General features: G+C 73.8%; 21 protein-coding genes and 2 pseudogenes. 17 read left to right on the top strand and 6 right to left on the bottom strand.

All coding sequences use genetic code 11. The features are described 5' to 3' along the window. Positions 1–184: 184 nt before the first annotated feature. The 8 genes from GA0074694_RS22380 to GA0074694_RS22350 all read left to right on the top strand — a co-directional run bounded on the left by GA0074694_RS22380 (position 185) and on the right by GA0074694_RS22350 (position 5,556). Positions 185–421, top strand: coding sequence for a hypothetical protein (locus GA0074694_RS22380; RefSeq protein WP_141714245.1), 237 nt, complete (start codon positions 185–187; stop codon positions 419–421). After that, positions 414–995 carry an RNA polymerase sigma factor gene (locus tag GA0074694_RS22375; protein WP_091461507.1) on the top strand — a complete coding sequence of 194 codons (582 nt, stop codon included), beginning with the start codon at positions 414–416 and terminating at the stop codon, positions 993–995. Before GA0074694_RS22380 ends, GA0074694_RS22375 begins: the two co-directional genes overlap by 8 nt. A 17-nt stretch (positions 996–1,012) precedes the next feature. Then, complete coding sequence (locus GA0074694_RS22370) at positions 1,013–1,240, top strand: hypothetical protein (RefSeq protein ID WP_091461504.1); 228 nt, start codon at positions 1,013–1,015, stop codon at positions 1,238–1,240. 122 nt (positions 1,241–1,362) lie between these two features. Further along, positions 1,363–2,511 (top strand): helix-turn-helix domain-containing protein, encoded by a 1,149-nt coding sequence (locus GA0074694_RS22365; protein ID WP_245715022.1) that lies wholly within the window; start codon positions 1,363–1,365, stop codon positions 2,509–2,511. A gap of 68 nt (positions 2,512–2,579) precedes the next feature. Beyond that, on the top strand, positions 2,580–2,858 hold the full coding sequence (locus tag GA0074694_RS31080; protein ID WP_141714244.1) for a hypothetical protein: 279 nt from the start codon (positions 2,580–2,582) through the stop codon (positions 2,856–2,858). Further along, positions 2,845–4,047, top strand: a complete 1,203-nt coding sequence (locus GA0074694_RS22360) for a helix-turn-helix domain-containing protein (protein WP_245714851.1) — start codon at positions 2,845–2,847, stop codon at positions 4,045–4,047. The genes GA0074694_RS31080 and GA0074694_RS22360 overlap by 14 nt, the downstream gene beginning before the upstream one ends. Beyond that, entirely contained in the window at positions 4,044–4,247 is a 204-nt protein-coding gene (locus GA0074694_RS22355) for a hypothetical protein (RefSeq protein ID WP_091461500.1), read from the top strand. The genes GA0074694_RS22360 and GA0074694_RS22355 overlap by 4 nt, the downstream gene beginning before the upstream one ends. A gap of 76 nt (positions 4,248–4,323) precedes the next feature. Beyond that, positions 4,324–5,556, top strand: a complete 1,233-nt coding sequence (locus tag GA0074694_RS22350) for a DUF2786 domain-containing protein (RefSeq protein WP_091461497.1) — start codon at positions 4,324–4,326, stop codon at positions 5,554–5,556. Positions 5,557–5,579: 23 nt separating this feature from the next. Here the strand turns inward: GA0074694_RS22350 and GA0074694_RS22345 are convergent, their stop codons facing one another. The 3 genes from GA0074694_RS22345 to GA0074694_RS22335 all read right to left on the bottom strand — a co-directional run bounded on the left by GA0074694_RS22345 (position 5,580) and on the right by GA0074694_RS22335 (position 8,763). Beyond that, positions 5,580–7,169, bottom strand: coding sequence for an MDR family MFS transporter (locus tag GA0074694_RS22345; protein WP_091461495.1), 1,590 nt, complete (start codon positions 7,167–7,169; stop codon positions 5,580–5,582). A gap of 67 nt (positions 7,170–7,236) precedes the next feature. Then, positions 7,237–7,842 (bottom strand): acyl-CoA-like ligand-binding transcription factor, encoded by a 606-nt coding sequence (locus GA0074694_RS22340; RefSeq protein ID WP_245714850.1) that lies wholly within the window; start codon positions 7,840–7,842, stop codon positions 7,237–7,239. Between the two features lie 93 nt (positions 7,843–7,935). Further along, positions 7,936–8,763 (bottom strand): SAM-dependent methyltransferase, encoded by an 828-nt coding sequence (locus GA0074694_RS22335; RefSeq protein WP_091461493.1) that lies wholly within the window; start codon positions 8,761–8,763, stop codon positions 7,936–7,938. Between the two features lie 44 nt (positions 8,764–8,807). On the opposite strand from GA0074694_RS22335, the gene GA0074694_RS22330 reads away from it, so the two are divergent. Genes GA0074694_RS22330 through GA0074694_RS22315 form a run of 4 tightly spaced genes read left to right on the top strand, consistent with a single transcriptional unit; the run spans position 8,808 to position 16,333 of the window. After that, on the top strand, positions 8,808–11,843 hold the full coding sequence (locus GA0074694_RS22330) for an SWIM zinc finger family protein (protein ID WP_281190211.1): 3,036 nt from the start codon (positions 8,808–8,810) through the stop codon (positions 11,841–11,843). After that, a complete protein-coding gene (locus GA0074694_RS22325) occupies positions 11,840–12,901 on the top strand; it encodes an ATP-binding protein (protein ID WP_091461491.1) in 1,062 nt (353 codons plus the stop codon). The genes GA0074694_RS22330 and GA0074694_RS22325 overlap by 4 nt, the downstream gene beginning before the upstream one ends. Beyond that, positions 12,894–15,125, top strand: coding sequence for a DUF5682 family protein (locus GA0074694_RS22320; RefSeq protein ID WP_091461489.1), 2,232 nt, complete (start codon positions 12,894–12,896; stop codon positions 15,123–15,125). Before GA0074694_RS22325 ends, GA0074694_RS22320 begins: the two co-directional genes overlap by 8 nt. Beyond that, the gene (locus GA0074694_RS22315) at positions 15,122–16,333 is read left to right on the top strand and encodes a VWA domain-containing protein (protein ID WP_245714849.1); all 1,212 of its coding nucleotides are present in this window, start codon (positions 15,122–15,124) and stop codon (positions 16,331–16,333) included. Before GA0074694_RS22320 ends, GA0074694_RS22315 begins: the two co-directional genes overlap by 4 nt. 369 nt (positions 16,334–16,702) lie before the next feature. Here GA0074694_RS22315 and GA0074694_RS33140 read toward each other — a convergent pair. Next, positions 16,703–17,011 (bottom strand): annotated as a pseudogene (locus tag GA0074694_RS33140) (tryptophan 2,3-dioxygenase family protein); the annotation flags it as partial. Between the two features lie 828 nt (positions 17,012–17,839). Then, positions 17,840–18,253, bottom strand: coding sequence for a hypothetical protein (locus tag GA0074694_RS22305; RefSeq protein ID WP_091461487.1), 414 nt, complete (start codon positions 18,251–18,253; stop codon positions 17,840–17,842). A 116-nt stretch (positions 18,254–18,369) separates the two neighbouring features. On the opposite strand from GA0074694_RS22305, the gene GA0074694_RS22300 reads away from it, so the two are divergent. Further along, entirely contained in the window at positions 18,370–19,944 is a 1,575-nt protein-coding gene (locus GA0074694_RS22300; RefSeq protein ID WP_091463668.1) for an FMN-binding glutamate synthase family protein, read from the top strand. Between the two features lie 76 nt (positions 19,945–20,020). Here GA0074694_RS22300 and GA0074694_RS22295 read toward each other — a convergent pair whose 3' ends face one another. Further along, positions 20,021–21,463 (bottom strand): M28 family peptidase, encoded by a 1,443-nt coding sequence (locus GA0074694_RS22295; protein ID WP_091461484.1) that lies wholly within the window; start codon positions 21,461–21,463, stop codon positions 20,021–20,023. 157 nt (positions 21,464–21,620) lie between these two features. Between GA0074694_RS22295 and GA0074694_RS22290 the strand changes: the two genes are divergently transcribed. The 4 genes and pseudogenes from GA0074694_RS22290 to GA0074694_RS22275 all read left to right on the top strand — a co-directional run. After that, on the top strand, positions 21,621–22,448 hold the full coding sequence (locus GA0074694_RS22290) for an MEDS domain-containing protein (RefSeq protein WP_245714848.1): 828 nt from the start codon (positions 21,621–21,623) through the stop codon (positions 22,446–22,448). Next, positions 22,445–23,407: a sensor histidine kinase gene (locus GA0074694_RS22285; protein WP_091461478.1), complete on the top strand. Its 963-nt coding sequence runs from the start codon at positions 22,445–22,447 to the stop codon at positions 23,405–23,407. The genes GA0074694_RS22290 and GA0074694_RS22285 overlap by 4 nt, the downstream gene beginning before the upstream one ends. 260 nt (positions 23,408–23,667) lie before the next feature. Continuing rightward, complete coding sequence (locus GA0074694_RS22280; RefSeq protein ID WP_091461476.1) at positions 23,668–24,582, top strand: ribokinase; 915 nt, start codon at positions 23,668–23,670, stop codon at positions 24,580–24,582. Positions 24,583–24,587: 5 nt separating this feature from the next. Continuing rightward, positions 24,588–25,565, top strand: a pseudogene (locus tag GA0074694_RS22275) (ABC transporter permease); the annotation flags it as partial. Positions 25,566–25,602 lie beyond the last annotated feature (37 nt).

The following is a 25,602-nucleotide window of genomic DNA, read 5'->3' as shown; positions in this document are numbered from 1 at the left end:
GCCCCGGGCCTCGCAGACGCGATGCGGCGTGAGCCCGGTCGTCCGGTCAACGGTCAGCGGCCCGTCCGGGAGACAGATCGGCCGTCCCCGGAAAAAGTCCGGCCCGGCGGTTCACGGAGACCACCCGCTGTCGCTCTTCACCACGACGACGCGCAACCGTCGCGCACGAACGGAGTGAGGTGCGGTGGACATTGTGACCTGGGGGTGGATCGGTCTGGCGGTCGTGGCCAAGGCCGGCACAGTTTCTGCGCTGTGGATCCGGCTCCAGTGGCGGGTGCGCCAGGAGCAGGCGCGCGGGGAGACCCTGGTGGCGCTGGTCTCGGCACTACCCGCCGGTGGACAGGTACGTGAGCGGCGGGCCGACGGCTCCTGCTGCACCCTGACCGTGCCGTCCCGGAAGGACGACGAGCGTCGTGGATGAGCGCCCCGGGGGATCGACCAGGCCCAGGGAGCACCGAGCGACGCCGGGCACCGCACCGCAGCGGCACCGGGACGGCCTGTCGTCGGCGACCGTCGCGGCGTTCAGCGCCTTCTACCGCAACGAGGTAGGCAGGCTGGTGGCGTTCCTGGTCTGGCAGGGCGCGTCCGTCGCGGACGCCGCGGACGTCGCCCAGGAGACCATGCGCCGGGCCCTGGAGCAGTGGGACACCATCCGCAGTCCGGGGCCGTGGACGCGCCGGGTCGCCTCCCGGGAGTACGCCCGACGCATGGCCGGGCTGGTGGAGTTGCCCACCGACGACCTCGCGGACCGCACTCCCCTGTTGCGGGCGTCCGTCTCCGAGATCGCCGCCTGGGAGGCCGGACAGGAGGAACTCCGCCTGCTCGGACACCTGCCCTCCCGGCAGCGTCAGGTGATGGCCTGGACCCTGGAGGGCTACCAACCGGCCGAGATCGCCGAGCAGCTGAACATGACTCCGGAGGCGGTCAGAAGCAGCCTGCTGAAGGCCAGGCGGACGCTGGCCGCGCTGCTGCGCGAGGAGCCGGACCGACGGTGACCGGAGGGGGAGGAAACATGGACCGGACGGCACCGGTGGACACGCCCGACACGTTCCCCATCGGACTGTGCACGATCGGAGCGGAGGTCGCGGCGTTGCTCGACGTCGAGGCCGGGCTGCGCGACATCCTGCTTCCCATCCGGTACGACGCCCTGGCCGGCGCCCTGGCCGACCTGGTCGACACCCGGGCCGGCCTGGCGGGCCTGGTGCCGTCAACGTTGCCCGACCAACGCCGCGTACCGTAGCCGTACGTGTACTGTCCGAAGTTGCGGCCCGTCGGATCGAACGCCGGTCGGGGCCGCCGACCAGTCCGGCTCTCGGGGAGCACCCGCCCATGCCTCGTCGCCCCATACCGAACGATCCGTCGATCGGTGACCGCATCCGTGCCCGCCGGGAACTGCGCGGGTGGAGCATCCGGCACGCCGCCAGTCGAGCCGGCATCTCCCACACGTCGTGGTCCCGGATCGAGCGTGGACAGCAGCGCACCGACCGGTACATGGTCGTTGACCTGGCCGCCGCGCTCGAGTGTTCGGTGTTCGACCTGACCGGGCAGGCGTACACACCGGCCGACCGGCAGCTGGACGCGGCACGCATCGATGCCGAACGCGTCTGGCGGATCATGATGGACACGCCGATGACCACCCCACCCGGGGCCGGGGTGACGGTCGAGCAGATTCGCCGGGAGACCACGCTCGTGCGGGACCTCTACGGCCGGTGTGACTACGCCGGTGTCCTGCGTCGGCTCGTGGACCTGGTGCCGGCACTGCACGGCCTGACCGACCGGCGCACGGCGCTGGTGGAGATGGTGCCGGTGTACGGGGTGGCGATGGGCTCCCTGCTCAACGTCGGCTACCCCGCACATGCCTGGCTCGCGGCGGAGCGCTGCGCGGAGGCAGCGTGGCTGCTGGACGACCCGGTGGCAGCGGGGGTGGCTGCCGCCAACCGGGCGCGAGTGTCCGCCTACTCCGGTGCGTACGGTCCGGCGCGCGCCCTTTGCGACGCGGCAGGCGCCGACCTCCAGGGCAGCGGAGCGGACAGTACCCTGGAGGTGCTCGGCTTCCTTCACCTCGCGCGCGCCCACCACCTCGCCGGCCTGCGGGACCATGCGCGGGCTGAGGACCACCTGGCCGAGGCCGCCCGGATCGCCGCGCACACCGGCGAAACCACCGGCTGGGACCTCGCCTGGGGGCCACGGAACGTGGCCCTGTGGCGAATGGCGTATCAGCTCGACACCGGTCGTCCCGAGGCGGCAATGGGGACAGCGGCGGGCGTGGACGTGACCGGGCTGCCGGCAGTACGACAGGTGTACTTCTGGCTCGACATGAGCCGCGCGGCCGAAGGGACCGGCCGAGACAGGGACGCCGTGCGGATGCTCCTCGCTGCGGAGCGGGTCGGCCCGCAGCACACCCGCTCGTCGACCTCGGCCCGAGAGACCGTGCGATCGCTGCTCCGCAGGGGCGCGACCTCATCAGAGCTGCGGGGGCTCTGCGAACGCATGAGCATCACCTCTGGGTAGCCGCACGGTAGTGGTGCGTAACTGTTCCAGCGGGTACCGGTGTGCTCCGTAGCGTCCTGGCCACGGGCGTGACGGCACGACGCATCGACACCGGCGGGCTGGCCGCGCTCTCCACTGGCGCGGCGGTCTCGATCCCCGCAGGAACCCGTCGCCGCGCCCCTTCCGAAAGGTTGCGGATGGACGGTACGCGGCGCGATCCGGAGCAGAGCCGGGGCGAGCAGGTCGAGCGGGCCGAACGGGAGGCGGCGAAGCACCGGCTCCTGGCACAGGCCGACGCGGAGCGGATACCGGTCGAGGAGACCACGCGGGCGGTGCCCGACCGGCGGTGGCGACGTGGGCGTGGGTGAGCCGCCGATCGGGCGTCGCGTGGCGCAGTGGCGGGTGCGGCGACGCATGTCCCAACAGGTCTTCGCCGACCGGCTCGGCAAGTCCAAGAGCTGGGCGGACAAGGTCGAGCGGGGGGTCCGTGCGTTGGACAGGTTGTCGGTGATCGAGGAGATCGCCGAGGTGCTCCGGATCGATCCGGTGGTGCTGCTCGGCCACGACGCCCCGCCACCGGTGGCCACGACCGGTCTGGTCGACGGGGTGGAGGCCGTCCGGGCGGCGCTGGCCCGCCACGACGTGTTCCGCACGGGTGTCGAGCCCCGGCCGGTGCCACCGGCGGACGAGGTGGCACGCCTGGTCGGACATGCCTGGCTGGCCTACCGGCACGCCCACTATCCGCAGCTGGTGCGGATGTTGCCCGACCTGCTCGACAGCACCCGACGCTTCCACACCCGTCGTCCGGACGAGGGCACGGCGCTGCTGGTGCAGGCGTACCGGATCACCTCGTCGGTCCTGGTGAAGCTCGGTGACGCCGGCCTTGCCTGGCTGGCCGCCGACCGGGCTGTGGGGGTCGCCGCCGACGACCCCGTGCTGGCAGCGACGGCGGCGGTGCCGCTCGGCCAGGCGCTACGTGCGCTCGGCCGAGGGCGGTTGGCGATGACCACCACCATCGCCGCCGCCCACCGGATCGTCCCGGGCGGGCCCCGGGAGGGACCGCCCGGTGAGTTGACCGTGTGCGGAACGCTGCTGCTCCAGGCAGCCCTCGCCGCTGCCGGCTGTGGCGACACCTGCGGCGTCGCCGAACTGGTCGACCACGCCGCCGACCTCGCCGACCGGGTCGGGGACGGACCCGAGCACCACCAGACCAGCTTCGGGACCACCGTGGTCGAGCTGGCCCGGGTGGTGGCGGCGGTCGAGCTGGGTGATGCCGGGGACGCCCTGCGCCGCCACGCGACGGTCACCGGACGGGAGTCGTGGCGACGGCTGCCCGCCGAGTACCGGGCCGCGCACCTGATCGACGTCGCCCGCGCGTACCTTCAGCTCGGCGACCAGGTCGGGGCAGGACGCCTGCTGGTGGACGCGGACCGCACCGCGCCGGCCGAGGTCCGCTGCCGGCCGACAGCCCGGACGGTGATCGCCGAGGCGTACCGGGGCGGGCCGGCGGCGGCCGGCGTCGCGCACCTCGCGGTGGCGATCGGCCTGACCCGGTGACCTGGCCCGCCCTGTCCCCCGCCCAGCTCCGCAACCGGCTCGTCCTCACCGCCCGCCGGATCCTCCGCGACCACCGGCCGGGCCCTGACGGCCGCTGCCCGGTGTGCCGGATTCCGGACTGCCCGCCGGCGACCGCGGCCCGCGACCACCTCGCCACCGGGGAGTCGTCCGACCCGGGCAACGGTGCCACCGGAGGGTGACAGTAGCGTGTCCGGGGGCGGCCGGCCTTGGCCGTACCCGATCGAGAGGGCCGTGAACGGTCAGAGGGAGCCCACGGTGTCGGACGTCGACGCGCTGATCGGCGACGTGCTCGCGGCGGCGCGGGGCACCGACGTACGCCTCGCGGAGCGGCAGCTCGACCGGCTGGTGGTGGGCGATCCGGCGGTGGTGGACGCGGCCCTCGTCGCCCGGTTGGTACGGGCCGTGGGGCGGCTCTGGCCCCGGGGATGGCAGCCGGTCGACGTGGCCCGGATCGTGGCCCGACGCGCGGGCGCCCGACCGGCCCGGCTGCTGACCGACATCCTCGCCGCCGACCGGCGCGGCCAGGCGGGCGTGCCGGCCTGGTGGGACGAGCAGCTCACCGCCCTGGACGCCCGGGTGTGGTGGGACGACGATGCACGCCACCTGGCCGCCTGGGCCGTTCGGGAGCGACTGGACCGGGTGACCGCGCTGCGCGAGACGATCGAGGTGCTGGCGGTGCTCGACGGGCTGCCGCCGGTCGCGGTGCTGCGCCCGCCGCCCGGCGCGGGCCAGGTCACCGCCGGGCCGGGGCCCAGCGGGTCGCGGATGCTCGACCGGGTCCGTGCCCTGCTGGCCAAGGCGGAGTCGACCGGCTTCCCGGCCGAGGCGGAGGCGCTGACCGCGAAGGCCCAGGAGCTGATGGCCCGGCACAGCATCGACCGGGTGCTGCTGGACACCGGGCCGGCCGACCAGCCGGGCGGTGTCCGGCTCGGCACCGACCCGCCGTACGCGGGGGCGAAGGCGCTGCTGGTGCAGGAGGTGGCGGGGGCGAACCGGTGCGAGGCGGTCTGGTCCGACGACCTCGGCTTCAGCACCGTGCTGGGCTTCCCGGCCGACCTCGACGCGGTGGAGGTGCTCTACACCTCGCTGCTGGTGCAGGCGACCTCGGCGATGCTGCGCGGCCGGGCCGAGCGGCGGGCGACGAGCAGCCGGCGCACCCGGGAGTACGACGAGTCGTTCCTCCACGCGTACGCGCTGCGGATCGGGGAACGGCTGCGGGCGGCCACCGAACGCACCAGCCGGGAGGCGGCGCGGGCCGACGGCGGTGACCGCCTGCTGCCGGTGCTGGCCAGCCGCTCCGACGCGGTCCGGCAGCGGGCGGAGGCGCTCTTCCCCGGCGTCACCCGGGGCCGGCTGACCGTCCGGGACGCCGAGGGCTGGTCCTCCGGCACCGCCGCCGCCGACCGGGCCGTCCTGGGCGCCGGGGGTGCTGGGTCGCCCCGGCGGCTGCGCGACGGCCGTCGGGGCGACGGGCGGCCAGCACGCTGACCGCCCGTCGGGCGGTATTCCGGTCAGTGCACGGACTTGAGCCCGGCCGCCTCCTCCTGGACGCGCCGCTCGTCACCGCTGAGGTTGTGCAGCGGCTTCTCCTTGATGAACAGCACGGCGACCAGCGCGAGCAGCGCGATCGGCGCACCGACCAGGAACAGCTCGGCGGTGGCGGTGCCGTAGACCTCCTGCACGATCTGCCGGACCGGGCCCGGTAGGGCGGACATGTCCGGCACCTCCTGGCCCCCGCCGTCGGCGCCACCAGCGGCGAGCGGGCCGAGCTTCTCGGTCATCAGCGTGGTGATCCGGTTCGCCAGGACGGCGCCGAGGGCGCTCACCCCGATCGCCCCGCCCATGCTGCGGAAGAAGGTCAGCGCGGAGGTGGCGGCACCGAGTTCGTGCGCGGGCACGTCGTTCTGCGCGGCCAGCACCAGGTTCTGCATGAGCATGCCGACCCCGATGCCGAGCACCGCCATGAAGACCGACAGCAGCAGGATGTTGGTGTGCGCGTCGATGGTGCCGAGCAGCAGCATCCCGATGGTCATCGTGACGCCCCCACCCACCAGATAACCCTTCCACCGGCCGTACTTGGTGATGAGCTGCCCGGCCACCGTCGACGACACCAGCAGACCGAAGATCATCGGCAGACTCATCAGACCCGCGACCGTCGGGGACTTGCCCAGCGAGATCTGGAAGTACTGCGACAGGAAGACCGTGCCGCCGAACATCGCCACACCGACCAGCACGCTCGCCACGGTGGTGAGCGCGACGGTCCGGTTGCGGAAGAGGTCCAGCGGGATGATCGGCTCGGCGGCCCGGGACTCCACCCAGACCGCCACCGCGAGCAGCACCAGCCCGCTGATCACCATCAGCGCGGTCCAGCCGGACGCCCAGGCGAACTTGTGACCGGCCAGCGAGGACCAGACCAGCAACGTGGAGACACCGGTGGTGATCAGGAACGCGCCGGCCCAGTCGATGCGGACCGCACGCCGGACCACCGGCAGGTGCAGCGTCCGCTGGAGCAGGACGATCGACAGGATGCTGAACGGCACCCCGATCAGGAAGCACCAGCGCCAGCCCAGCCAGGAGGTGTCCACCAGCACGCCACCGATCAGCGGGCCCGCGATGGTGCCGACGCCGAAGACCGCGCCGAAGATGCCGGCGTAGCGGCCCATCTCCCGGGGCGGGATCATCGCCGCCATGACGATGGTGGCCAGCGCCGTCATCCCACCAGCGCCGACGCCCTGGACGATCCGGCTGACCAGCAGGATCTCCACGTTCGGGGTGAGGCCGGCGATCAGCGAGCCCGCCACGAACAGCCCCAGCGAGAGCTGGATCAAAAGCTTGCGGCTGTACAGGTCGGCCATCTTGCCCCACAGCGGCACGGTCGCCGTCATGGCGAGCAGCTCGGTGGTGACGATCCAGGTGTAGACCGTCTGGCTGCCGTGGAGATCCGCGATGATCCGGGGCAGCGCGTTGGCCACGACCGTGGAAGCGAGGATCGACACGAAGAGGCCGACCATCAGGCCGGAGAGAGCCTGGAGCACCTCACGGCGGGACATGCGCCCGGCGACGGCGTCGGCGACGCCGGCTGGCGGGGCGGAAGCGGTCATGGAGTTTTCCTCACTCTGGTTGCGGGAGAGTCTCCCCGGGTCGGACAACGCCGGGGGAAGCGGTGGGTCACGGGCGGCGCGGTTCCGGAAGGCCGGCGGCGAGGGCGGCGAACGCCTCGTCGACGAGGGTGGTGAGGGGACGTGCGCCGTCGCCACGGGCCCACTGGCCCAGGCAGGCCCGCAGGGCGGCCCCGGTGACGGCGGCGACGAGCGACGGGTAGGGATGGTCGTCGGGAAGGCCGAGCCGGGCGGCGATCGCCGCGGCGATCGTCCGCTCGTTCCGCACCCCGATGGTGACCAGGCGGGACAGCAGCGCCGGGTTCCGTTCGACGACCTGCATGCGCAGGCACCACAGGTCCCGGTCGGCCTGGACGTCCTCGACCAGCTCGGCGAAGGCGGTCCGCAGGACCGCCACCACCGGCAGGTCGGTGGGGACGGCGGTCAGCCGCGCCACGAGCCGTTCCTCGTCGACCATCACGTCGCCGATGACCGCCGCGTCCTTGCAGGTGAAGTAGTTGAAGAAGGTGCGCGGCGAGACGCCGGCGGCCTCGCTGATCTCGTCGACGGTGACGTGGTCGAGGCCGTGCTCGGCGACCATGCGCAACGCGGTCAGGCTCAGCGTCGCCCGGGTCTGTCGTTTCCGACGGTCACGACGCCCCTCCGTGATGGTCACGGCGAAGACGGTACGAGCAAATTTGCAGAGACTGCAACGTAGTTTCGTGTGACCGCCGTCCCACCTGCCGGTGGGCGCGCGTCGAGTGGACGGTCAGGGCTTGCGGGCGACCCCGGCCCAGTAGTAGACCGCCTCGGGATCGGTCGGTGCCGCCCCGTCGGGCCGCCACGCCGGCACCGGCACGATGCCCGGTTCGATCAGGTCCCATCCGTCGAAGAACCGCGCGACCTCGGCCCGGGTACGCGGTACCAGGGTCATCCCGTTGCCGGTCGCGGCGGCCACCGCCGCGTCGACCGCCTCCGGGTTGAAGTCCGGCGTCGGGTGGGTGATCGCCAGGTAGCTGCCCGACGGCAGCGCGTCGGTGAGCGCGCGGACCCGACCGATCGGGTCGTCGGCGTCGCCGAGCAGCATCAGGATCGCGATCAGGGTGAGCGCCACCGGCTTCGTCAGGTCGAGGGTGTCGCGTCGGGACACCTCCTCCAGGATGCGTTCCGGGTGGCGCAGATCGGCGTGGATGTACTCGCTGCGCCCCTGCGGACTGCTGATCATCAGCGCCCGGGCGTGCGCCAGCACGATCGGGTCGTTGTCGACGTACACCACGCGGGTGTCCGGGGCGACGGCCTGGGCGACCTCGTGCAGGTTGGGGCGGGTGGGAATGCCGGTGCCGACGTCGAGGAACTGTCGGACACCGGCCTGGGTGACCAGGTAGCGGGCCATCCGGTGGACGAAGCGGCGGTTCTCGGCGGCCATCATCCGCAGGGTGGGGATCGCCTCCAGCATCGCCGCGCCGGTGGCCCGGTCCACGGCGAAGTTGTCCTTGCCGCCGAGCCACCAGTCGTAGATCCGGGCGGAGTGCGGCACCGACGTGTCCACTTCGGACGGCGCGGAGCCGGTCCGCGTTACGGCGTCACTGTGCGACACGGTCGCCTCCCCTGGTCTCGGGTCCGACCTAAGGAGACTAGAGGATGCTCCGCGTGCCGCCCGGCACCGACCGGACCGCGCCGGACCGGCCGGACCGGCGCTCACCTGCGGGTCACCGCCCGATCGCCCTGCGCCACCGCCGCCGTCGCCGACGGGTGCTGGCGATGTTCGTGTCGTACAGGTCTCCTACAGTGCGCCCCGTGCCAGTTGATCGTTGGTCCACCGCGCAGGTCCTCGCCGTCGCGCCCGACCCCGCCGCCGCCCGCACCGCCCGCAGTGTCAGCGGTGCCGCCAAGTGGTCGGCGTCCGGCCTGACCGGCGAGGTGCTCTGGGGGCTGTGCAAGGGCAGCGGGAAGAACCCGTACCAGGTCTGCGTCGACCTGTCCGGGCCCGCGTACCGCTGCTCCTGCCCGAGCCGCAAGTTCCCCTGCAAACACGCCCTGGGTCTGCTGCTGCTCTGGGCCGAGTCCGGGGCCGGCGACGCCGAGGCCCCGGACTGGGTCGTCGAGTGGCAGGCCGGGCGGGCGAAACGCGCCGCGAGGCCGCCGGCCACCACCGGCCCGGCGGACCCGGCCGCCGCCGCGAAGCGGGTCGAGCAGCGCGCCGCCCGCGTGGCCGCCGGCCTGGACGAACTGCGGCGGTGGCTGGACGACCAGGTGGACCAGGGGCTCGCCGCGGCCGAGCAGGCCGGACCGGCTCCGTTCCAGACGGTGGCCGCGCGGCTGGTCGACGCGCAGGCCCCGGCGGTGGCCGGCACACTGCGCCGGGCGGGTCGCACGGCCGGCATCGGCGCGCACTGGGCCGACCGACTGCTCGGCGAACTCGGCCTGATCCGGCTGCTGGTCACCGCCCACGACCGGCTCGACGCGCTCCCGGACGACCTGGCGGCCACCGTCCGGTCCCGGGTCGGCTACCCGGTCGCCACCGACGAGGTGCTCGCCACCCCGCCGGTGCGGGACCGGTGGCAGGTCCTCGGGCAGGTCGACTCCGCCGACGACAAGGTCACCACCCGCCGGATCTGGCTGCGCGGGGCGGGCACCGGCCGGTTCGCGCTGGTGCTGGCGTTCGCCGCACCCGGGCAGACGTTCCCCGCCGACCTGGTGCCCGGCACCGAGGTCGACGCGGACCTGTGCTTCTACCCGGGCTCCCGGCCCCTGCGGGCGCTGGTCGCCACCCGGCACGGCGCCCCGGTGCCGCTGGCCGCCCCGACCGGTGCCGTCGACCTCCGCATCGCCCTGGCCGAATACTCGGCCGGGCTCGCCGCCGACCCCTGGCGGGAGTCCGTGCCGGTGCTGCTCGCCGGGGTCGTCCCCACCCGGGAGGGTCACCTCGTCGACCAGACCGGGGACGCGTTGCCGCTGCTCGCCGGGCACGACCAGCCGTGGTGGCTGCTCGCCGGAGCCGGCGGCCAGCCGGTCGATCTCGCCGCCGAGCTCGGCCCGGCCGGACTGCGACCGCTGGCCGCCTGGTCCGACGGGCACTACCTGACCGCTGCGGCGGGCGTACCGGTCGGCCCGGACGGGCACACCGCCGAACTCCCCACCGAGTTGCTCTCCGCCGCGCTGGTCGGCACCGCCCGCCGCCCCTGGGACGGAGCGCTGGCGGTGGGCGGTCAGCCCCTCGGCGCGGGCGGGGAGGGCGCGGCCGGCGTCCTGGAGGCCGCGGCGGTGGCCCTGACGTACCGGCGGGCCGGGATCACCCCGTCGACCGGGCTCGGACCGGTGCCCGCCGCGCCCGCCGAGTCGGCTCCGCCCCTGCCCGCCGCGGCGACCGTCCGGCTGCGCACGCTGCTCACCGACGGCGGTGCGCCCGGCGGCAGCCAGATCCAGCAGGAACTGCTCGACGAATGGCTACGCCTGGCCGACCGGCACGGTGGGCTGGTCCCGGCCGACACCCTGCCGGCCCTGCTGGACGTCGGCCGACGTCACCGGGCGCTGCGCCCCCTGCTCGCCCGGCTCGGTGGCCGTCGGGGACGGTGGCTGGCCGGTCTCCGCTCGGAGTGGGGCTACCTGCTCTACGAGGCTCTCGACCTCACCGTTCCCATGGCCGGGCAGGTCGGCAGCGACGACTGGGAGACCGGCACCGCCGGGCAGCGGCTCACGTACCTGACCCGCCTGCGGTCGCGCGACCCGGACGCGGCACGCGAGCTGCTGGCGGCCGGGTTCGCCGCGGAGAGCGCCCCCGACCGGGCCCGGTTCGTCGAGGCACTCGAGGTGGGGCCCTCCCCCGCCGACGACACCTTCCTCGACGGTGTGCTGGACGACCGGCGCAAGGAGGTCCGGCAGGCCGCCGTCGCCCTGCTGCGCCGGCTGCCCGGGTCCGGGCTGCGCCGACGGATGGCCGAACGGGCCACGGCCTGCGTCCGCCTGGCCCCGGGCGGGACGGAGCTGACGGTCGAGCCACCGCGCGAATGCGACCCGGCGATGCGGCGGGACGGGGTGGACCCGCAGCCGCCACGCGGGACGGGAGTGGGAGCCTGGCTGCTCGAAGAGGTGGTCGCCGGGACACCGCTGGCCACCTGGACCACCGCGTTCGCCCGGAATCCGGCCGAGGTCGTGGCGCTGGCCGCCACCGACGACTGGGGTCCGGTGCTGCACCGGGGCTGGGCGCGGGCCGCCGCCGAGGAGCGGGCCGCCGACTGGGCCGACGTCCTGGTCACCGTCTCCCGGCAGGCCGGTCGGCAACGCCGGGACAGGCTGCCGGACCACCTGCTCTGGCCGCTCCACGAGGTGCTGCCCGCCGACCGTCTCGGTGATCTGGTCGCCGACGCCCTGCGCACCGATTCGGGCCGGGCGACCCGCCTGCTGGGCATGCTCTCCCACGACTGGTCCCCCGAACTCTCCGGCGCGGTCGCCGACGCCGTCGGGGTCTGGTCCCGCGCGAAGGGGCAGAACGGCTGGTACCTCTCCGAACTCTGTCGGATGGCCGGCACCGCCGCGACGCCCGCCCTGGCCGACCGGTTCCACCGCCTCACCGACGAGCTCGCCCGGGACGGTGTCGACCCCGGCCGGGTCCGTGCCGTCGGGCAGCTGGCCGCCGTCCTCGCCTTCCGTTCCGACATGCACAAGGAGTTCCGATGACCGCGCTACGTCCGCACGCCGAGCAGCAGTACGCCGACGAGCTGGCCGAGCTGGCCGCCGCCGACGACCGGCCCCGCCCGCCGGGCTGGCGGCTCTCCCCACAGGCCGTGGTGACCTACCTGCTCGGCGACGGCGCCAAGATCACGCCGAAGTACGTCGGGCCGCGCCGGCTGATGGAGATCGCGGTGGCGACCCTCGCCACCGACCGCGCGCTGCTGCTGCTCGGGGTGCCCGGCACCGCGAAGACCTGGGTCTCCGAGCACCTGGCCGCGGCGATCAGCGGTGACTCCACGCTGCTGGTGCAGGGCACCGCGGGCACCGCCGAGGAGGCGATCCGGTACGGCTGGAACTACGCCCGGCTGCTCGCCGAGGGTCCGTCCCCGGCCGCGCTGGTGCCGAGCCCGGTGATGCGGGCGATGGAGACCGGCGCCATCGCCCGGGTCGAGGAGCTGACCCGGGTCCCGTCCGACGTGCAGGACACGCTCATCACCATCCTGTCCGAGAAGACCCTGCCGGTGCCGGAGCTGACCAGCGAGGTGCAGGCCCAGCGCGGTTTCAACATCATCGCCACCGCCAACGACCGGGACCGGGGCGTCAACGAGCTGTCCAGCGCGCTACGTCGCCGGTTCAACACGGTGGTGCTGCCGGTGCCGGCCTCCGCCGAGGAGGAGGTGGACATCGTCACCCGACGGGTGGCGCAGCTCGGCCGCTCGCTCGACCTGCCGGAGGTGCCGGCCGCCGTCGAGGAGATCCGCCGGGTCGTGACGATCTTCCGAGAACTGCGGACCGGGCTGACCGAGGACGGCCGGACCAAGCTCAAGTCCCCCACCGGCACCCTCTCCACCGCCGAGGCGATCTCGGTGCTCACCAACGGGCTGGCCCTGGCGGCGCACTTCGGCGACGGCGTGCTGCGGCCGGGCGACGTGGCCGCCGGCATCGTCGGGGCGGTCATCAAGGACCCGGTCTCCGACGCCGTGGTGTGGCGGGAGTACCTGGAGACGGTGGTCCGCGAGCGCGAGGAGTGGCGCCCCTTCTACCGCGCCGCCCGCGATGCCTGAGCAGCTCTACGGCATCCGTCACCACGGTCCGGGGTCCGCTCGGGCGGTGGTGGCGGCCCTGGCCGAGCAACGCCCCGACATCCTGCTGGTCGAGGGTCCGCCGGAGGCGGAGGAGCTGCTGCGCTGGGTGGCCGACGAGCGGCTGGAGCCGCCGGTCGCCCTGCTCGGGTACGCCACCGACGACCCGCGCCGCGCCGGGTTCTGGCCGTTCGCCGTCTTCTCGCCGGAGTGGCAGGCGATCCGCTGGGCGGTCGCGCACGGCGTGCCGGTGCGCTTCTTCGACCTGCCGTACGCCTACCGCCTCGCCGAGCCGGACGACACCCCGGAGGTGGAGGCCGGGGCGGACACCGAGGCCTCGGAGGCGGAGGCTGGCGTGGGCACCGACGACCCGCTGCCCCGCCGTCCGGTCGACCCGATCGGGGAGCTCGCCGCCGCAGCCGGGTACGACGACCCGGAACGCTGGTGGGAGGACGTGGTCGAGCACCGGGGCGCCCCGGCGTTCCCGGCGATCGCCGAGGCGATGGCCGCGATCCGCGACGGGGTGCCGGACGATCCCGACGACCTGCTCCGTGAGGCGCACATGCGCACCGTCCTGCGGCAGGTGCGGCGCAGCCACGACAACATCGCCGTGGTCTGCGGCGCCTGGCACGTGCCCGCGCTGACCCGTAAGGTGCCGGCCAGCGCCGACACCGCCCTGCTGAAGGGACGCCGGAAGACGAAGGTGACCTTCACCTGGGTGCCCTGGACGTACGGCCGGCTGGCCTCCTGGCAGGGCTACGCCGCGGGGGTCCGCTCCCCCGGCTGGTACCACCACCTGTTCACCTCCGAGAACGAGGTGGTCGCCCGGTGGCTGGTCGCCGCCGCCGGGGTGCTCCGCGACGAGGGGGTGCCCGCCTCCTCCGCGCACGTCATCGAGGCGGCCCGGCTGGCCGAGACGCTGGCCACCCTGCGCGGCCGGCCGCTGGCCGGGCTGACCGAGCTGACCGACGCCAGCGCGGCGGTGCTCTGCGAGGGCGACCCGCTGCGGCTGGAGCTGATCGGTCGGCGGCTGGTGGTGGGCGAACGGCTCGGCGGCGTACCCGAGGACATGCCCGCGGTGCCGTTGGCCCGCGACCTCGCCACGCAGCAGCGCAGCCTGCGGCTCAAGCCGGAGGCCCTGGAACGTCCGCTCGACCTCGACCTGCGCCGCGACAACGACCTGGCCCGCAGCCGACTGCTGCACCGCCTGCGGGTGGTGGGCGTGCCGTGGGGCGAGTCGGACCGGCGCGGGCGGAGCAGCGGCACCTTCCGGGAGCAGTGGCGGCTGCGCTGGCAGCCGGAGTTCGCGGTGCGGCTGGTCGAGGCGAGCGCGTACGGCACCACCGTGGTGTCGGCGGCCACCGGCGCGGTGGCCGCCGCCGCCCGGGACGCGGACAGCCTCGCCGAGGTCACCGCCCTGGTCGAGGTCTGCCTGCTGGCGGACCTCCCCGACGCCTACCCCCCGGTGCTGCGGTCGCTGGACACCCGGGCAGCCCTCGACGCCGACGTGGCGCACCTGATGGCGGCCATCCCGCCGCTGGTCCGCACGCTGCGCTACGGCGACGTCCGACGCAGCGAGCTGGGCGGACTGGCCGAGGTGACCACCGGGCTGCTGGCCCGGGTCCGCGCCGGCCTGCCCGCCGCGGTCGCCGGCCTGGCCGACCAGGCGGCCCGGGAACTGCGCGGCCACCTCGACGAGGTGCACGCGGCGGTCAACCTCCTCGATGAGGACGCGCGGGTGCCCTGGCTGGACACCCTCGCCTCGCTCGCCGAGCGGGACGACCTGCACGGCCTGCTCGGCGGCCGACTGGTCCGGCTGTTGCACGACGCGGGCCGGCTGGAGCGCGCCGAGGTGCGCCGACGGATGGGCCTGCCGTTGACCACCGGTGTCGCCCCGGCCGACGGGGCCGCCTGGGTGGAGGGTTTCCTCGGCGGCGGCGGGCTGCTGCTGGTGCACGACGACGCGTTGCTGTCCCTGGTGGACGAGTGGCTGACCGGCATCCCCGCCGACTCGTTCACCGAGGTCCTGCCACTGTTGCGGCGGACCTTCGGCAACTTCGCCGCCGGCGAGCGCCGGTCCATCGGCGACCGGGTGGCCCACCGTGGCCAGCCGGTGCACCGGGCACCGGCGGCCGGCCTCGACCACGACCGGGCCACGGCGGTCCTGCCCACGCTCGGCATCCTGCTCGGACGGGAGATCCATTGACCACCTCCACGGACACCGCCGCGCAGGGCGGCGCGCCCTTCCCCGGACCGGACGCGGACGCGGACCGGGAGCGGCTGCGCCGCTGGCGGATGGTCCTCGGCGGGTCCGCCGAGGACGCCTGCGGCCGTCTTTCCGCCGGTGACGCCGCGATGGACGGGGCACTGGCCGCCCTGTACGACGCCGACGGCGACGGCGGCTCGCCCCGGCGCTCGGGTGGGCTCGGCGGCTCCGCGCCCCGGGTGGCCCGCTGGCTGGGCGACATCCGCCAGTACTTCCCGTCGACGGTCGTGCAGGTCATGCAGGCCGACGCGATCGAACGGCTCAACCTCACCCGCCTCCTGCTGGAGCCGGAGATGCTGTCCGCCGTGGAGCCGGACGTGCACCTGGTCGGCACGCTGCTCTCCCTCAACCGGGTGATGCCGGACCAGACCAAGGAGGCGGCCCGGCAGGTGGTCCGCCGGGTCGTCGAGGAGCTGGAGCGGCGGATCGCCCAGCAGACCAGGGCGGCGGTGACCGGGGCGCTGAACCGGGCCACCCGGATCAACCGTCCCCGGCACGCCGACATCGACTGGGACCGCACCATCCGCGCCAACCTCAAGCACTACCAGCAGGAGCACCGCACGATCGTCCCCGAGCGGCTGGTGGGGTACGGGCGGCGCACCACGGCGGTGCAGCGGGACGTGGTGCTCTGCGTCGACCAGTCCGGGTCGATGGCCGCCTCGGTGGTCTACTCCGGGGTGTTCGCCGCGGTGCTCGCCTCGATGCGGTCGCTACGGACCTCACTGGTGGTGTTCGACACCGCGGTCGTGGACCTCACCGACCAGCTCAGCGACCCGGTGGAGGTGCTGTTCGGCACGCAGTTGGGCGGGGGCACCGACATCAACCGGGCGATCGGCTACAGCCAGCAGTTGATCACCCGTCCCCGGGACAGCATCTTCGTCCTGATCAGCGACCTCTACGAGGGCGGAGTACGGGAGCAGATGCTGCGCCGGGTGGCGGAGATGACCGCCGCCGGGGTCCAGGTGGTCGTCCTGCTGGCGCTCTCCGACGAGGGTGCCCCGGCGTACGACCGGCAGAACGCCGCCGCGCTGGCCGCCCTCGGCGTGCCGGCCTTCGCCTGCACGCCAGACGCCTTTCCCGATCTGATGGCCGCCGCCATCGAACGTCGCGATCTGGTGGCCTTCGCCGAACGGTTCGCCGAACGGTGACGCGGACGGTGACGCGGACGTCGGGCCGGACGGCGCGGTGACCTCCGCGCTGGCCGGCCCGACGTCCACCGTCCGGAAGACCGGCACCGCGCGCACCGTGGCGAGGTAGGGCGTGCCCTCGGTGTAGCCGGTGCCAGGGCGCTCCCCGAGCATTCGCACCGCCAACCGGTGGTGCGTGCGCCGCCAGGTGAGCAGAGCCCCGGCTAAGGCGCGCATCCGGTCGGCGACCTGCGCGCGCTCGGCCGGGTCGAGCAGGCCCCGCTCCACCGCGCTCCGGTACGCCTGGTCGAGGGTCGGTTGCCCGGCCAGGACCCGCTGCCGGACCTCCGGGGTGGACCGGTAGGCCGCGCTGTCCAGCCGTTCCTGGTCGGGCGTGCGGCAGAGCGACTCGACCAGCTTGTAACTGTGCGACTGGATGGCGCTGGCACCGTCGTTGTACGCCCGGAATGTCCGGAAGGACTCGGGCTGCATGGTGGCCAGCAGGGAGAACAGCAGCCCGGAGCCCGCCAGCGCCTCGGTCGCCGTGACGAGGTGCGCGGCGGCAGGCTCGGCAGCGCCCCGGGCGAGCGCGTCCCGGGCGGCGCGCAGCAGCACGACGAGCAGGGCAAAGGTGGTCTCGTACGACTGGAGCACCCGGAGGAAGAGGTACTCGTCGTGGACCACGTACACCGGCAGCATGGACAGTCGCATGTCACGCCGCTCGGCGGTGGTGGCGTCCACGGCCGCGCACACCTCGGCCGCGGCGGCCAGCGGGTCGGCGGCGGTGATGGTGGTGAGCGGGCTGAGCCGGGCCAGGGCGGGCTGGGCGGCGCGGACCGCCAGCCGTAGTCGCCTGGTCAGCCGGTCGCGGTCCGGACGGTGCCCGGGCAGTACGTCGGTGCGACCCGCCTCGGCATCGAGCTCGAACCGGAGCAGGTCCGCCAACAGGTGCAGGTGCCGCCGGTCGCGGTGCCGCCGGGCCCGGCCCGGGGCGATCTCGCCGGTCCCCTCGATGGCCAGCGACAGCACGGGAAGGGCCAGGTAGGTGTGGTAGTCGTACCGGCCGTCCCACTTGTCCAGCGCGCAGTCGAGAAAGCGGCGCAACCGGGTCACGCCGGGGCGCGGATCGATGGGCAGCGCCGCGCGGGCACGGTCGAGGTCGCCCGGCGATTCACCCCATTGCACGGAACGGGACGTCGCGGCGGGCCCAGCACCGCCCGGAGGACCGGGCCGACGCGGGCAGAGCCGACGGGCGGACCGACCTGGTGGACGGGCACGAGAGGGCAGGGACGGACGGAGTTGGCGGGCCGACAGGCGGGACGGACGGAGTTGGCGGGCCGGACAGGCGGCGGGGCGGGCGGTCGGCCGCAGGGGCGGTAGCACAAGCGGGGCAGCTCGACAGGCAGCGGGACGCCTCACCCTCGCCCGTCCCCGACACGCCGAAGGCAACGCGCGGACCGCACGCCACGGACCGGGTCGGTCGACGGGGCACGGCGTACCCGCCGCCGTGCTGGGCGGCAGCGGTGGTCAGTCGCGCAGGAGGTCGGCGTGCGCGGCGCGGAGCCGGGCCAGCGTCGGGTCGCTGCCCGGCGTGACCCGACGGTCGAGTTCGGCCCACACCTCGGCGAGCGCGTCGGTGACGGCCCGCAGTTCGGCGGCGTGCCGGCGGGCACTCTGCCGGTGCGTCTCGTCGAGGCGACGGGCCCAGCCGGCGGTGACCGCCGCGACCCGGTCGGCGTCGGCCCGGGCCTGGGCGGCACTCCGGGCGGCGGTCGCCGGCACGATCGCGGCGATGGGTCGGGGGTCGCCGTCGCGGGTGACCAGGGTGACCGTGTCGGTCAGTTCGGCCATCGCGACCAACTGGGTCAGCCGGGTACGGACCTCGCGCAGCGGCAGTGAGCGGGGCCGGTCGTGGCCAGGTGCCAGAGCGGGAGCAGCCATAGGGACATGCTGCAACCGGGGTACGACATTTAACGCGGTGACTGTGTGCCGCGCCGGAACGAGGACGGGACTCCGGCCCAGTTTGAGCGCGACCGATCGCGGAAAGAGTGACCGGCATGACCTGGGCACGTCGAGCCGTACCCGCCGCCGCCGCAGCGCTGGCGGCCCTCGCCGCACACGACCTCCTCCAACGCGACCACGCCCTGCTGCGCACCTTTCCGGTGCTGGGCCGCGCCCGGTACCTGCTCGAATCCATCGGGCCGGAGCTGCGCCAGTACATCGTGGCGGGCAACAACGAGGAACGACCCTTCACCCGCGACCAGCGACGCTGGGTGTACGCGTCGGCGAAGAAGGAGAACAACTACTTCGGGTTCGGCACCGACAACGACATCGAGTACACCCCCGGGTATCCGATCATCAAGCACCGCACCTTCGGTCGGGCCGTGCCACCGTCGTCCCCGGCGGCCGGACACGAGGTGTGGCTGCCGTGCGCGAAGGTGCTCGGTGCGGCCCGGGGACGGCCGAAGGCATTCCGCCCCGACTCGGCGGTGAACATCTCCGCAATGAGCTTCGGCTCGCTCTCCGGCAACGCCGTCGAGGCACTGAACCGGGGCGCGGCGCTGGCCGGCTGCCTCCAGAACACCGGCGAGGGAGGGCTGTCGCCGTACCACCGCCGGGGCGGAGAGCTGGTCTTCCAGCTCGGCACCGCCTACTTCGGCTGCCGGGACGAGCACGGCCGGTTCAGCCTGGACCGGCTCCGGGAGGTGGTGGCGGGCGCACCGGTACGCGCGCTGGAGATCAAGCTCAGCCAGGGCGCGAAGCCCAGCCTCGGCGGGCTGCTGCCGGGGGCGAAGGTGTCGGCGGAGATCGCCGAGACCCGGGGCATCTCGCCGGGCCGCGACTGCGTGAGCCCGTCCCGGCACGCCGAGTTCTCCGACTGCGACAGTCTCCTCGACTGGGTCGAGCTGCTCGCCGCCGAGACCGGGCTGCCGGTCGGGATCAAGTCCGCCGTCGGTGACCTCACCTTCTGGGAGGAGCTAGCCGACCTCATGCGGGACACCGGGCGGGGCGTCGACTTCGTCACCGTCGACGGTGGCGAGGCCGGGACCGGGGCGGCGCCCCTGATCTTCACCGACTCGGTCTCGCTCCCCTTCCAGCAGGGCTTCGCCCGGGTCTACCGGACCTTCGCCGAGCGGGGCCTGCACGAGCGGGTCGTCTTCGTCGGGGCGGGGAAGCTCGGCTTGCCGGACAACGCGATCGTGGCCTTCGCGCTCGGCTGCGACCTGGTCAACGTCGGCCGCGAGGCGATGCTGGCAATCGGCTGTATCCAGGCCCAGAAGTGCCACACCGACACCTGCCCGACCGGCGTCGCCACCCAGAACCCCTGGCTGGCGCGGGGGCTGGACCCCGCGCTCAAGTCGGTCCGGGCGGCGAACTACATCCGGACGTTGCGGCGCGACCTGATGAAGGTGGCCGAGGCGTGCGGGGTCGAACACCCGGGGCTGATCGCCACCGACGCGGTGGAGATGCTCGACGGCCGGACCGCCTCCACGCCGCTGGCCGAGGTGCACGGCTACCGGCCGGAGTGGGGGCTGCCGTCGGCAGCCGACCGCGAGGAGATCATCCGGTTGATGACGGCGGAGGTCCCGCAGGGCGGCAGCGCCCCGCCCTCGGCGACCGCGCAGCACTGACCGGACCGCCCCCGGCGGGGGGGGCGTACGACGGGAGAGGGGTCTCCCGCCCCGACGGCGGGAGACCCCGACCCGGTCAGCTGGCCTGCAGGGTCACGTCGTCGACGACGAAGCTGGTCTGGAGGCTGGCGTCCTCGGTGCCGGTGAAGGTGAGCGTCACCGTCTGCCCGGCGTACGCGGCGACGTCGAACGTGCGGGTGACGTAGCCGGCGGCGGCGTTCAGGTTGGAGTACGTGGCCAGGGTGGCCCCGCCGAGCTGCACGGTGAGCCGGTCGTAGACCCGGATGCTGGTGGTCTCGGCGGTGTCGATGTGCAGGTGGAAGGTGAGGGTGTAGGTCGTACACCCGGCCGGCAGGGTGACCGACTGGGACAGCGTCTCGGTCCGGGTGGTGCCGTCCCCGTTGTGCCAAGCCTTGTACGCGCCGGTCCGCGCCGGCTGCCCGGTGGAGTTGGTGATCACGCCGGTGGAGCCGGTCCACGGCGCGGTGCCGTTCTCGAACGAGCCGTTGCCGACCGCCTCCCCGCCGGTGCAGGGACCGGGCGTGCCGCCGCCCACCGCGAGCTGCCAGATGGCGTACGCGACCCCGTCGGCGTTGCGGTTCAGCACCGTCGCGCTGACGTTGCTGGTGGTGTCGCACGAACGGTGGTAGCACGGGTCGTACGACGAACCGGCGGTGCCGCCCCACTTGGCGGCCTGGGTGCTGGTCTTGCGGGCGCTCGCGCCGGCGGCGTAGCCGGAGGTGGGGATGCCGGCCTGCTGGAACGGGTAGTCGTCGGAGCGGCCCTGCCCCTCGACGTTCTCCTCCGGCTGGAGCCCGAGGGAGTCCCAGTACGCCTTGAGCGGCACGGCGGTGGTCGAGGTGATCCGGTTGATGAAGTAGCCGGCGTTCAGCGAGCCGACCATGTCGAAGTTGTAGTAGCCCTTGAGGTAGCCGCGCTGGGTGGCGCTGAGCGAGTTGACGTAGAACTCGGAGCCGTTGAGACCCTGTTCCTCGTGGGTCCACCAGGCGAACCGGACCCGCTTGGTCATCGTCGGCCGCTGCTGCGCGAGCACCAGCGCGTTCTCCAACAGGACCGCCGATCCGGAGGCGTTGTCGTTGATGCCGGGGCCGGCGGACACGCCGTCGAGGTGGGCGCCGAACATCACCACCTGGTCGGTGGGACCGGCCGGCCACTCGGCGATGAGGTTGTTGGAGCGGTACACGCAGGTCGTGCAGACCTGCTCGGTGACCGTGTAGCCGGCCGCCTGGAGCTTGGCCCTGACGTACGCGACCGAGGCGGTGTGGCCGGCGGACCCCGCCCGGCGGTGGCCGCCGTTCTGCTGAGCGATGGTCTGGAACTGGGTCAGATGGGCCTGGACGTTGGCCACCGCGATGTCCGGGGCGGCGAGGGTGACGACGGGAGCCGGGACGACCGTCCGCGTCGACGCGGACGGGGAGGCCGGCGACGCGACGGGCGTCACCGTCAGCGCGGTCGCGACGGCGAGCGCCAGGACTGCGGTCAGCGTTCTGCCTCTCATGGAGCCTCCTGGGTGGGGATGTGCCCAGACAATGACATCCGTCGATTATTGGGTCAATCGGCGATCCGGACGGGCCCACCCCCGGTCCGGCGGAGATGCTGCCAGCGGGATGACCCCCCGCCGGACCGGCCTACACTGCCACCATGGGGTGTCCGGGGTGAACGGTCGATCGCGGCAGGCGGCGTACCAGCACGTGTGCTGGCGGTACGACGACCGCGCGGCCCTGCACGCCCAGGCACGGGCCTTCCTCCTGGAGGGCCTCGCCCTCGGGGAGCGGATCTGGTACGTCACGTCCGAGCCGGACCCGGTCGCCGACCAACTGCGGGAGGAGCCCCTGATCCGGGACGCCATCCGCCGGGGTGCCGCCCGGATCGTCCCGTTGGGCTCGGCCTACGCCCACGACCACATCGTGGACCCCGACGACCAGGTGCGGGCCTACGCGACCGCGACGGAGGACGCCCTGGCCGCCGGCCACACCGGACTGCGGGTGGCCGCCGACGCCACCGCGCTGGTGCGCACCCCGGCGCAGCGGGACGCCTTCGCCCGGTACGAACACCTCATCGACCGGTACATGCGCGTCCGACCGATGTCGGCCATGTGCGCCTACGACCGGCGGCTGTTGGGCGACGAGGCCGTCCGGGAACTGGCCTGCCTGCATCCGGGCAACAACGCCGACGACGTCCTCTTCCGGCTCTACGCCGAGACGCCGGGCGACGGTCACGCGGCACTCGTCGGGGAACTGGACGCCTCGAACCACGACCTGTTCCGGGCCGCACTCGAGCGCGCCGACCCTCGCCCGGCCGCCGGTCGGCTGGTGGTGGAGGCGACCGACCTGCGCTTCATCGACCACCGCAACCTGATCCACCTGCGGGACCACGCCCGCGCACGGGGTGCCGTGGCAGTCCTGCGAACCTCCCGGTCCGCCGCCGCCCGGGTCGCCGAGCTGCTCGACCTTCCCGAACTGGACGTCGAGGTGACCCGTTGAGGACGGGTGCCGCCGCCGGGCACGTCGGCTACTTCCACGAGGCGATCTGCTACGAGTCCGATGAGGAACTGCTCGCCGTGGTGCTGCCCTTCCTGCTCGGCGGAATCGAGGCGGGCGAGCCGACCCTGGTCTCCTTCGGCGAGCGCCACGCGGCACTGCTCCGGTCGGCGTTGCCGGCCGACTCGGGGGTGCGGTTCCTCCCCGGCGGGGACGTCTACGCCCGGCCGACGGCCGCGATCCGGTCGTACCGGCGGCTGCTGGCCGAGCACGTCGGCGCCGGGGCCGGGCAGATCCGGATCGTCGGCGAGCTCGCCCCGGCCGCCCTCGGCGCGACCTGGGACTGGTGGGCCCGGTACGAGTCGGCGATCAACCACGCCTACGACGAGTTCCCCCTGTGGAGCATGTGCGCCTACGACCGGCGGATCACGCCCGCGCCGGTGCTGGCGGACGTGCTGCGGACCCACCCGCGGGTCGCGCTGCCCGACGGCCGGCACCTGCCGAGCGAGACGTACACCGATCCGCTGGTCTATCTCACCGAGCCCCGGCCGGCGCTGCCCGATCCGATCCAGTACACGCCACCCCTGCTGGAGCTGGTCGAGCCGAGCCCGGCGCTGGCCCGCGCGGCGGTGTACGACGCCGACCGGGGCCATCTGCCGCCCGACGACGTCGAGGACCTGGTCGTGGCGGTGAGCGAGACGGTGACCAACGCGCTGCGGCACGGACGCCGACCGGTGGCGCTGCGGCTCTGGAGCGGGCCGGACCGCATCGTGGTCACCGTCCATGACGGCGGTGACGGCCCGAAGGACCGGTTCGCCGGTCTGCTGCCCACCGGCAACGGCGCGAACGGCGGTCTCGGGTTGTGGATCACCCACCAGTCCTGCAACCACGTGACGATGCACCGGGGGACGGACGGCTTCACCGTCCGCCTGACCGGTGGAAACGCGCACGTCACCAGCTGAGGGGCAGCCCGGGCGGCCCCGCCCCGGATGCCGTGACGCCTTCCTGACCTGCGTCCGTTCCCACGCCCCGGACTCCACGGCCGGGGGTGGGCGCAGCGCCCGCGCAAGCGTCCTCCCGCAGCACGCCGGGTGACGCGGGGGTGCCCACGGGATTTCCGGATTGCTTCCGGCGACCACCCCTGCCGCTATTGACACCGCCCTGACGCACTCCCTATGGTCCCCTCAGTTGTACATGGTTGTCCATGAACATGAGGCCCAGGATGAAGATTGCAGTGATCGGCAGCTACGGCGCCGGGCTCACCATGCGGGTGCCCCGGGTGCCGGTCGCCGGGGAGACCCTCTCCGGGGGTCGATTCGCCTCCGGACACGGAGGCAAGGGCTCGAACCAGGCGGTGGCCGCCGCCCGGCTCGGTGCCGAGGTCAGCCTGCTGACCGCCGTCGGCGCCGACCAGTTCGGCACCGCCGCCCGACAGCTCTGGGCAGAGGAGGGCATCGACGCCACCGGCGTCCGGACGACCGGGGCCGCCGCCACCATGGTCGGCGTCATCCTCGTCGACCAGCAGGGCGAGAACCGGATCGCCATCGCCCCCGGCGCGCTCGACGAGCTGACCCCGGCCGACGTCGACGGCTTCGCCGATCGAATCGCCGCCGCCGACCTGGTGGTGGTCTCGCTGGAGATCCCGCTGGAGGTCGCCGTCACGGCGCTGCGCACCGCCCACGAACGCGGCGTCCGGACGCTGCTCAACCCCGCGCCGGCCGTCCGGCTGCCGGACGAGGCGTGGGGCTGGATCGACGTCGTGACGCCGAATGCCAGCGAGGCCCGGGTGCTCACCGGCCGCGACCCGGAGGACCCGGCCACCGGCGACGAACTGGTCGACCTGATGCGCACCCGGCACGCCGGCACGATCGTGCTCACCCTCGGTGCCGAGGGTGCGCTCGTCGACCACGACGGACAACGGGTCCGGGTCGACCCGGTCCGGGTGCCGCGCGTGGTCGACACCACCGGCGCCGGGGACGCCTTCACCGGCGCGCTCGCCGTCGCCCTCGCCCGGGGCGACGCCCTCACCGACGCGGTCCGCTTCGCCGCCGCGGCCGGCGCGCACACCGTCGGAGTCGCCGAGGTGATCCCCGCCCTGCCCTACCCGGACGACGTCGCGGCCCTGCTGAGGAGATGACACCAATGGCCCAGATGACCACCGCCCCGGCGGCGGCACCGGTGGAGAAGACCGCCGTCCCCCGCACCCGCTCCCCGTTCCAGCGTTTCCTGCACGCCCGCGAGGCCAGCACCTTCCTCGCCCTCGTCGTGCTCTTCAGCCTGGGCACGCTGATCGCCCCGGGCTTCGTCGGCACCGACAACTTCCTCACCGTCGGCCAGCAGATCGCGCAGATCGGCATCATGGCCGTCGGGGTCACCTTCGTCATCATCAACGCCGAGATCGACCTCTCGGTGGGCTCGATCTACGGCCTCGGCGCGGTCGTCTGCGGACTGCTGATGACCTCCGACGTGGCCTGGCCGCTCGCCGCCCTCGGCGGGATCGCCGCAGGCGCGGTCGCCGGCCTGATCAACGGCCTGATGACGGTGGGCTTCGGCATTCCCTCGTTCATCGTCACCCTGGGCACGCTGAGCGTCTACCGGGGCGTCACGCTGCTACTCAGCGGCGGCTCACCGATCTCCCTGTCGTCGAACGAGGCGAACGTGGCCGAGTTCAACCTGCTCGGTCAGGGCAAGCTGTTCGGTCTCCTCCCGATGCAGCTGGTCATCTTCGCGCTCGTCGCCGTCCTCGGCATGGTCGTGCTGTCCCGTTCCCGCTACGGCTTCAACACCTACGCCGTGGGCGGCAGCGCCGAGGCCGCCCGGCTGTGCGGGATCAACACCGGCCGGGTCAAGGTCGCCGCGTTCACGCTCTCCGGAACGCTCGCCGGCCTGGCCGGCGTGCTCGGCCTCTCCTTCCTGTCCTACGTGCAGGGCGTCACCGGCACCGGCATGGAACTGACCGCCATCTCCGCCGTGATCATCGGTGGGGCGGCCCTGTTCGGCGGCTCCGGCACCATGCTCGGCACCGTCATCGGCGTCGCCTTCATCGGCGTCCTGCAGAACATCCTGAACCTGCGCGGCATCTCCTCGTTCTGGCAGACCGTGGCGACCGGCGCGGTGATCATCCTGGCCGTGGCCGCCGACACCTGGCTACGCCGAC

Source organism: Micromonospora inyonensis, assembly GCF_900091415.1.
Lineage (GTDB): Bacteria > Actinomycetota > Actinomycetes > Mycobacteriales > Micromonosporaceae > Micromonospora > Micromonospora inyonensis.
Note: the sequence above shows the minus strand (reverse complement) of the source record. Positions and strands in the feature narration are given on the sequence as shown.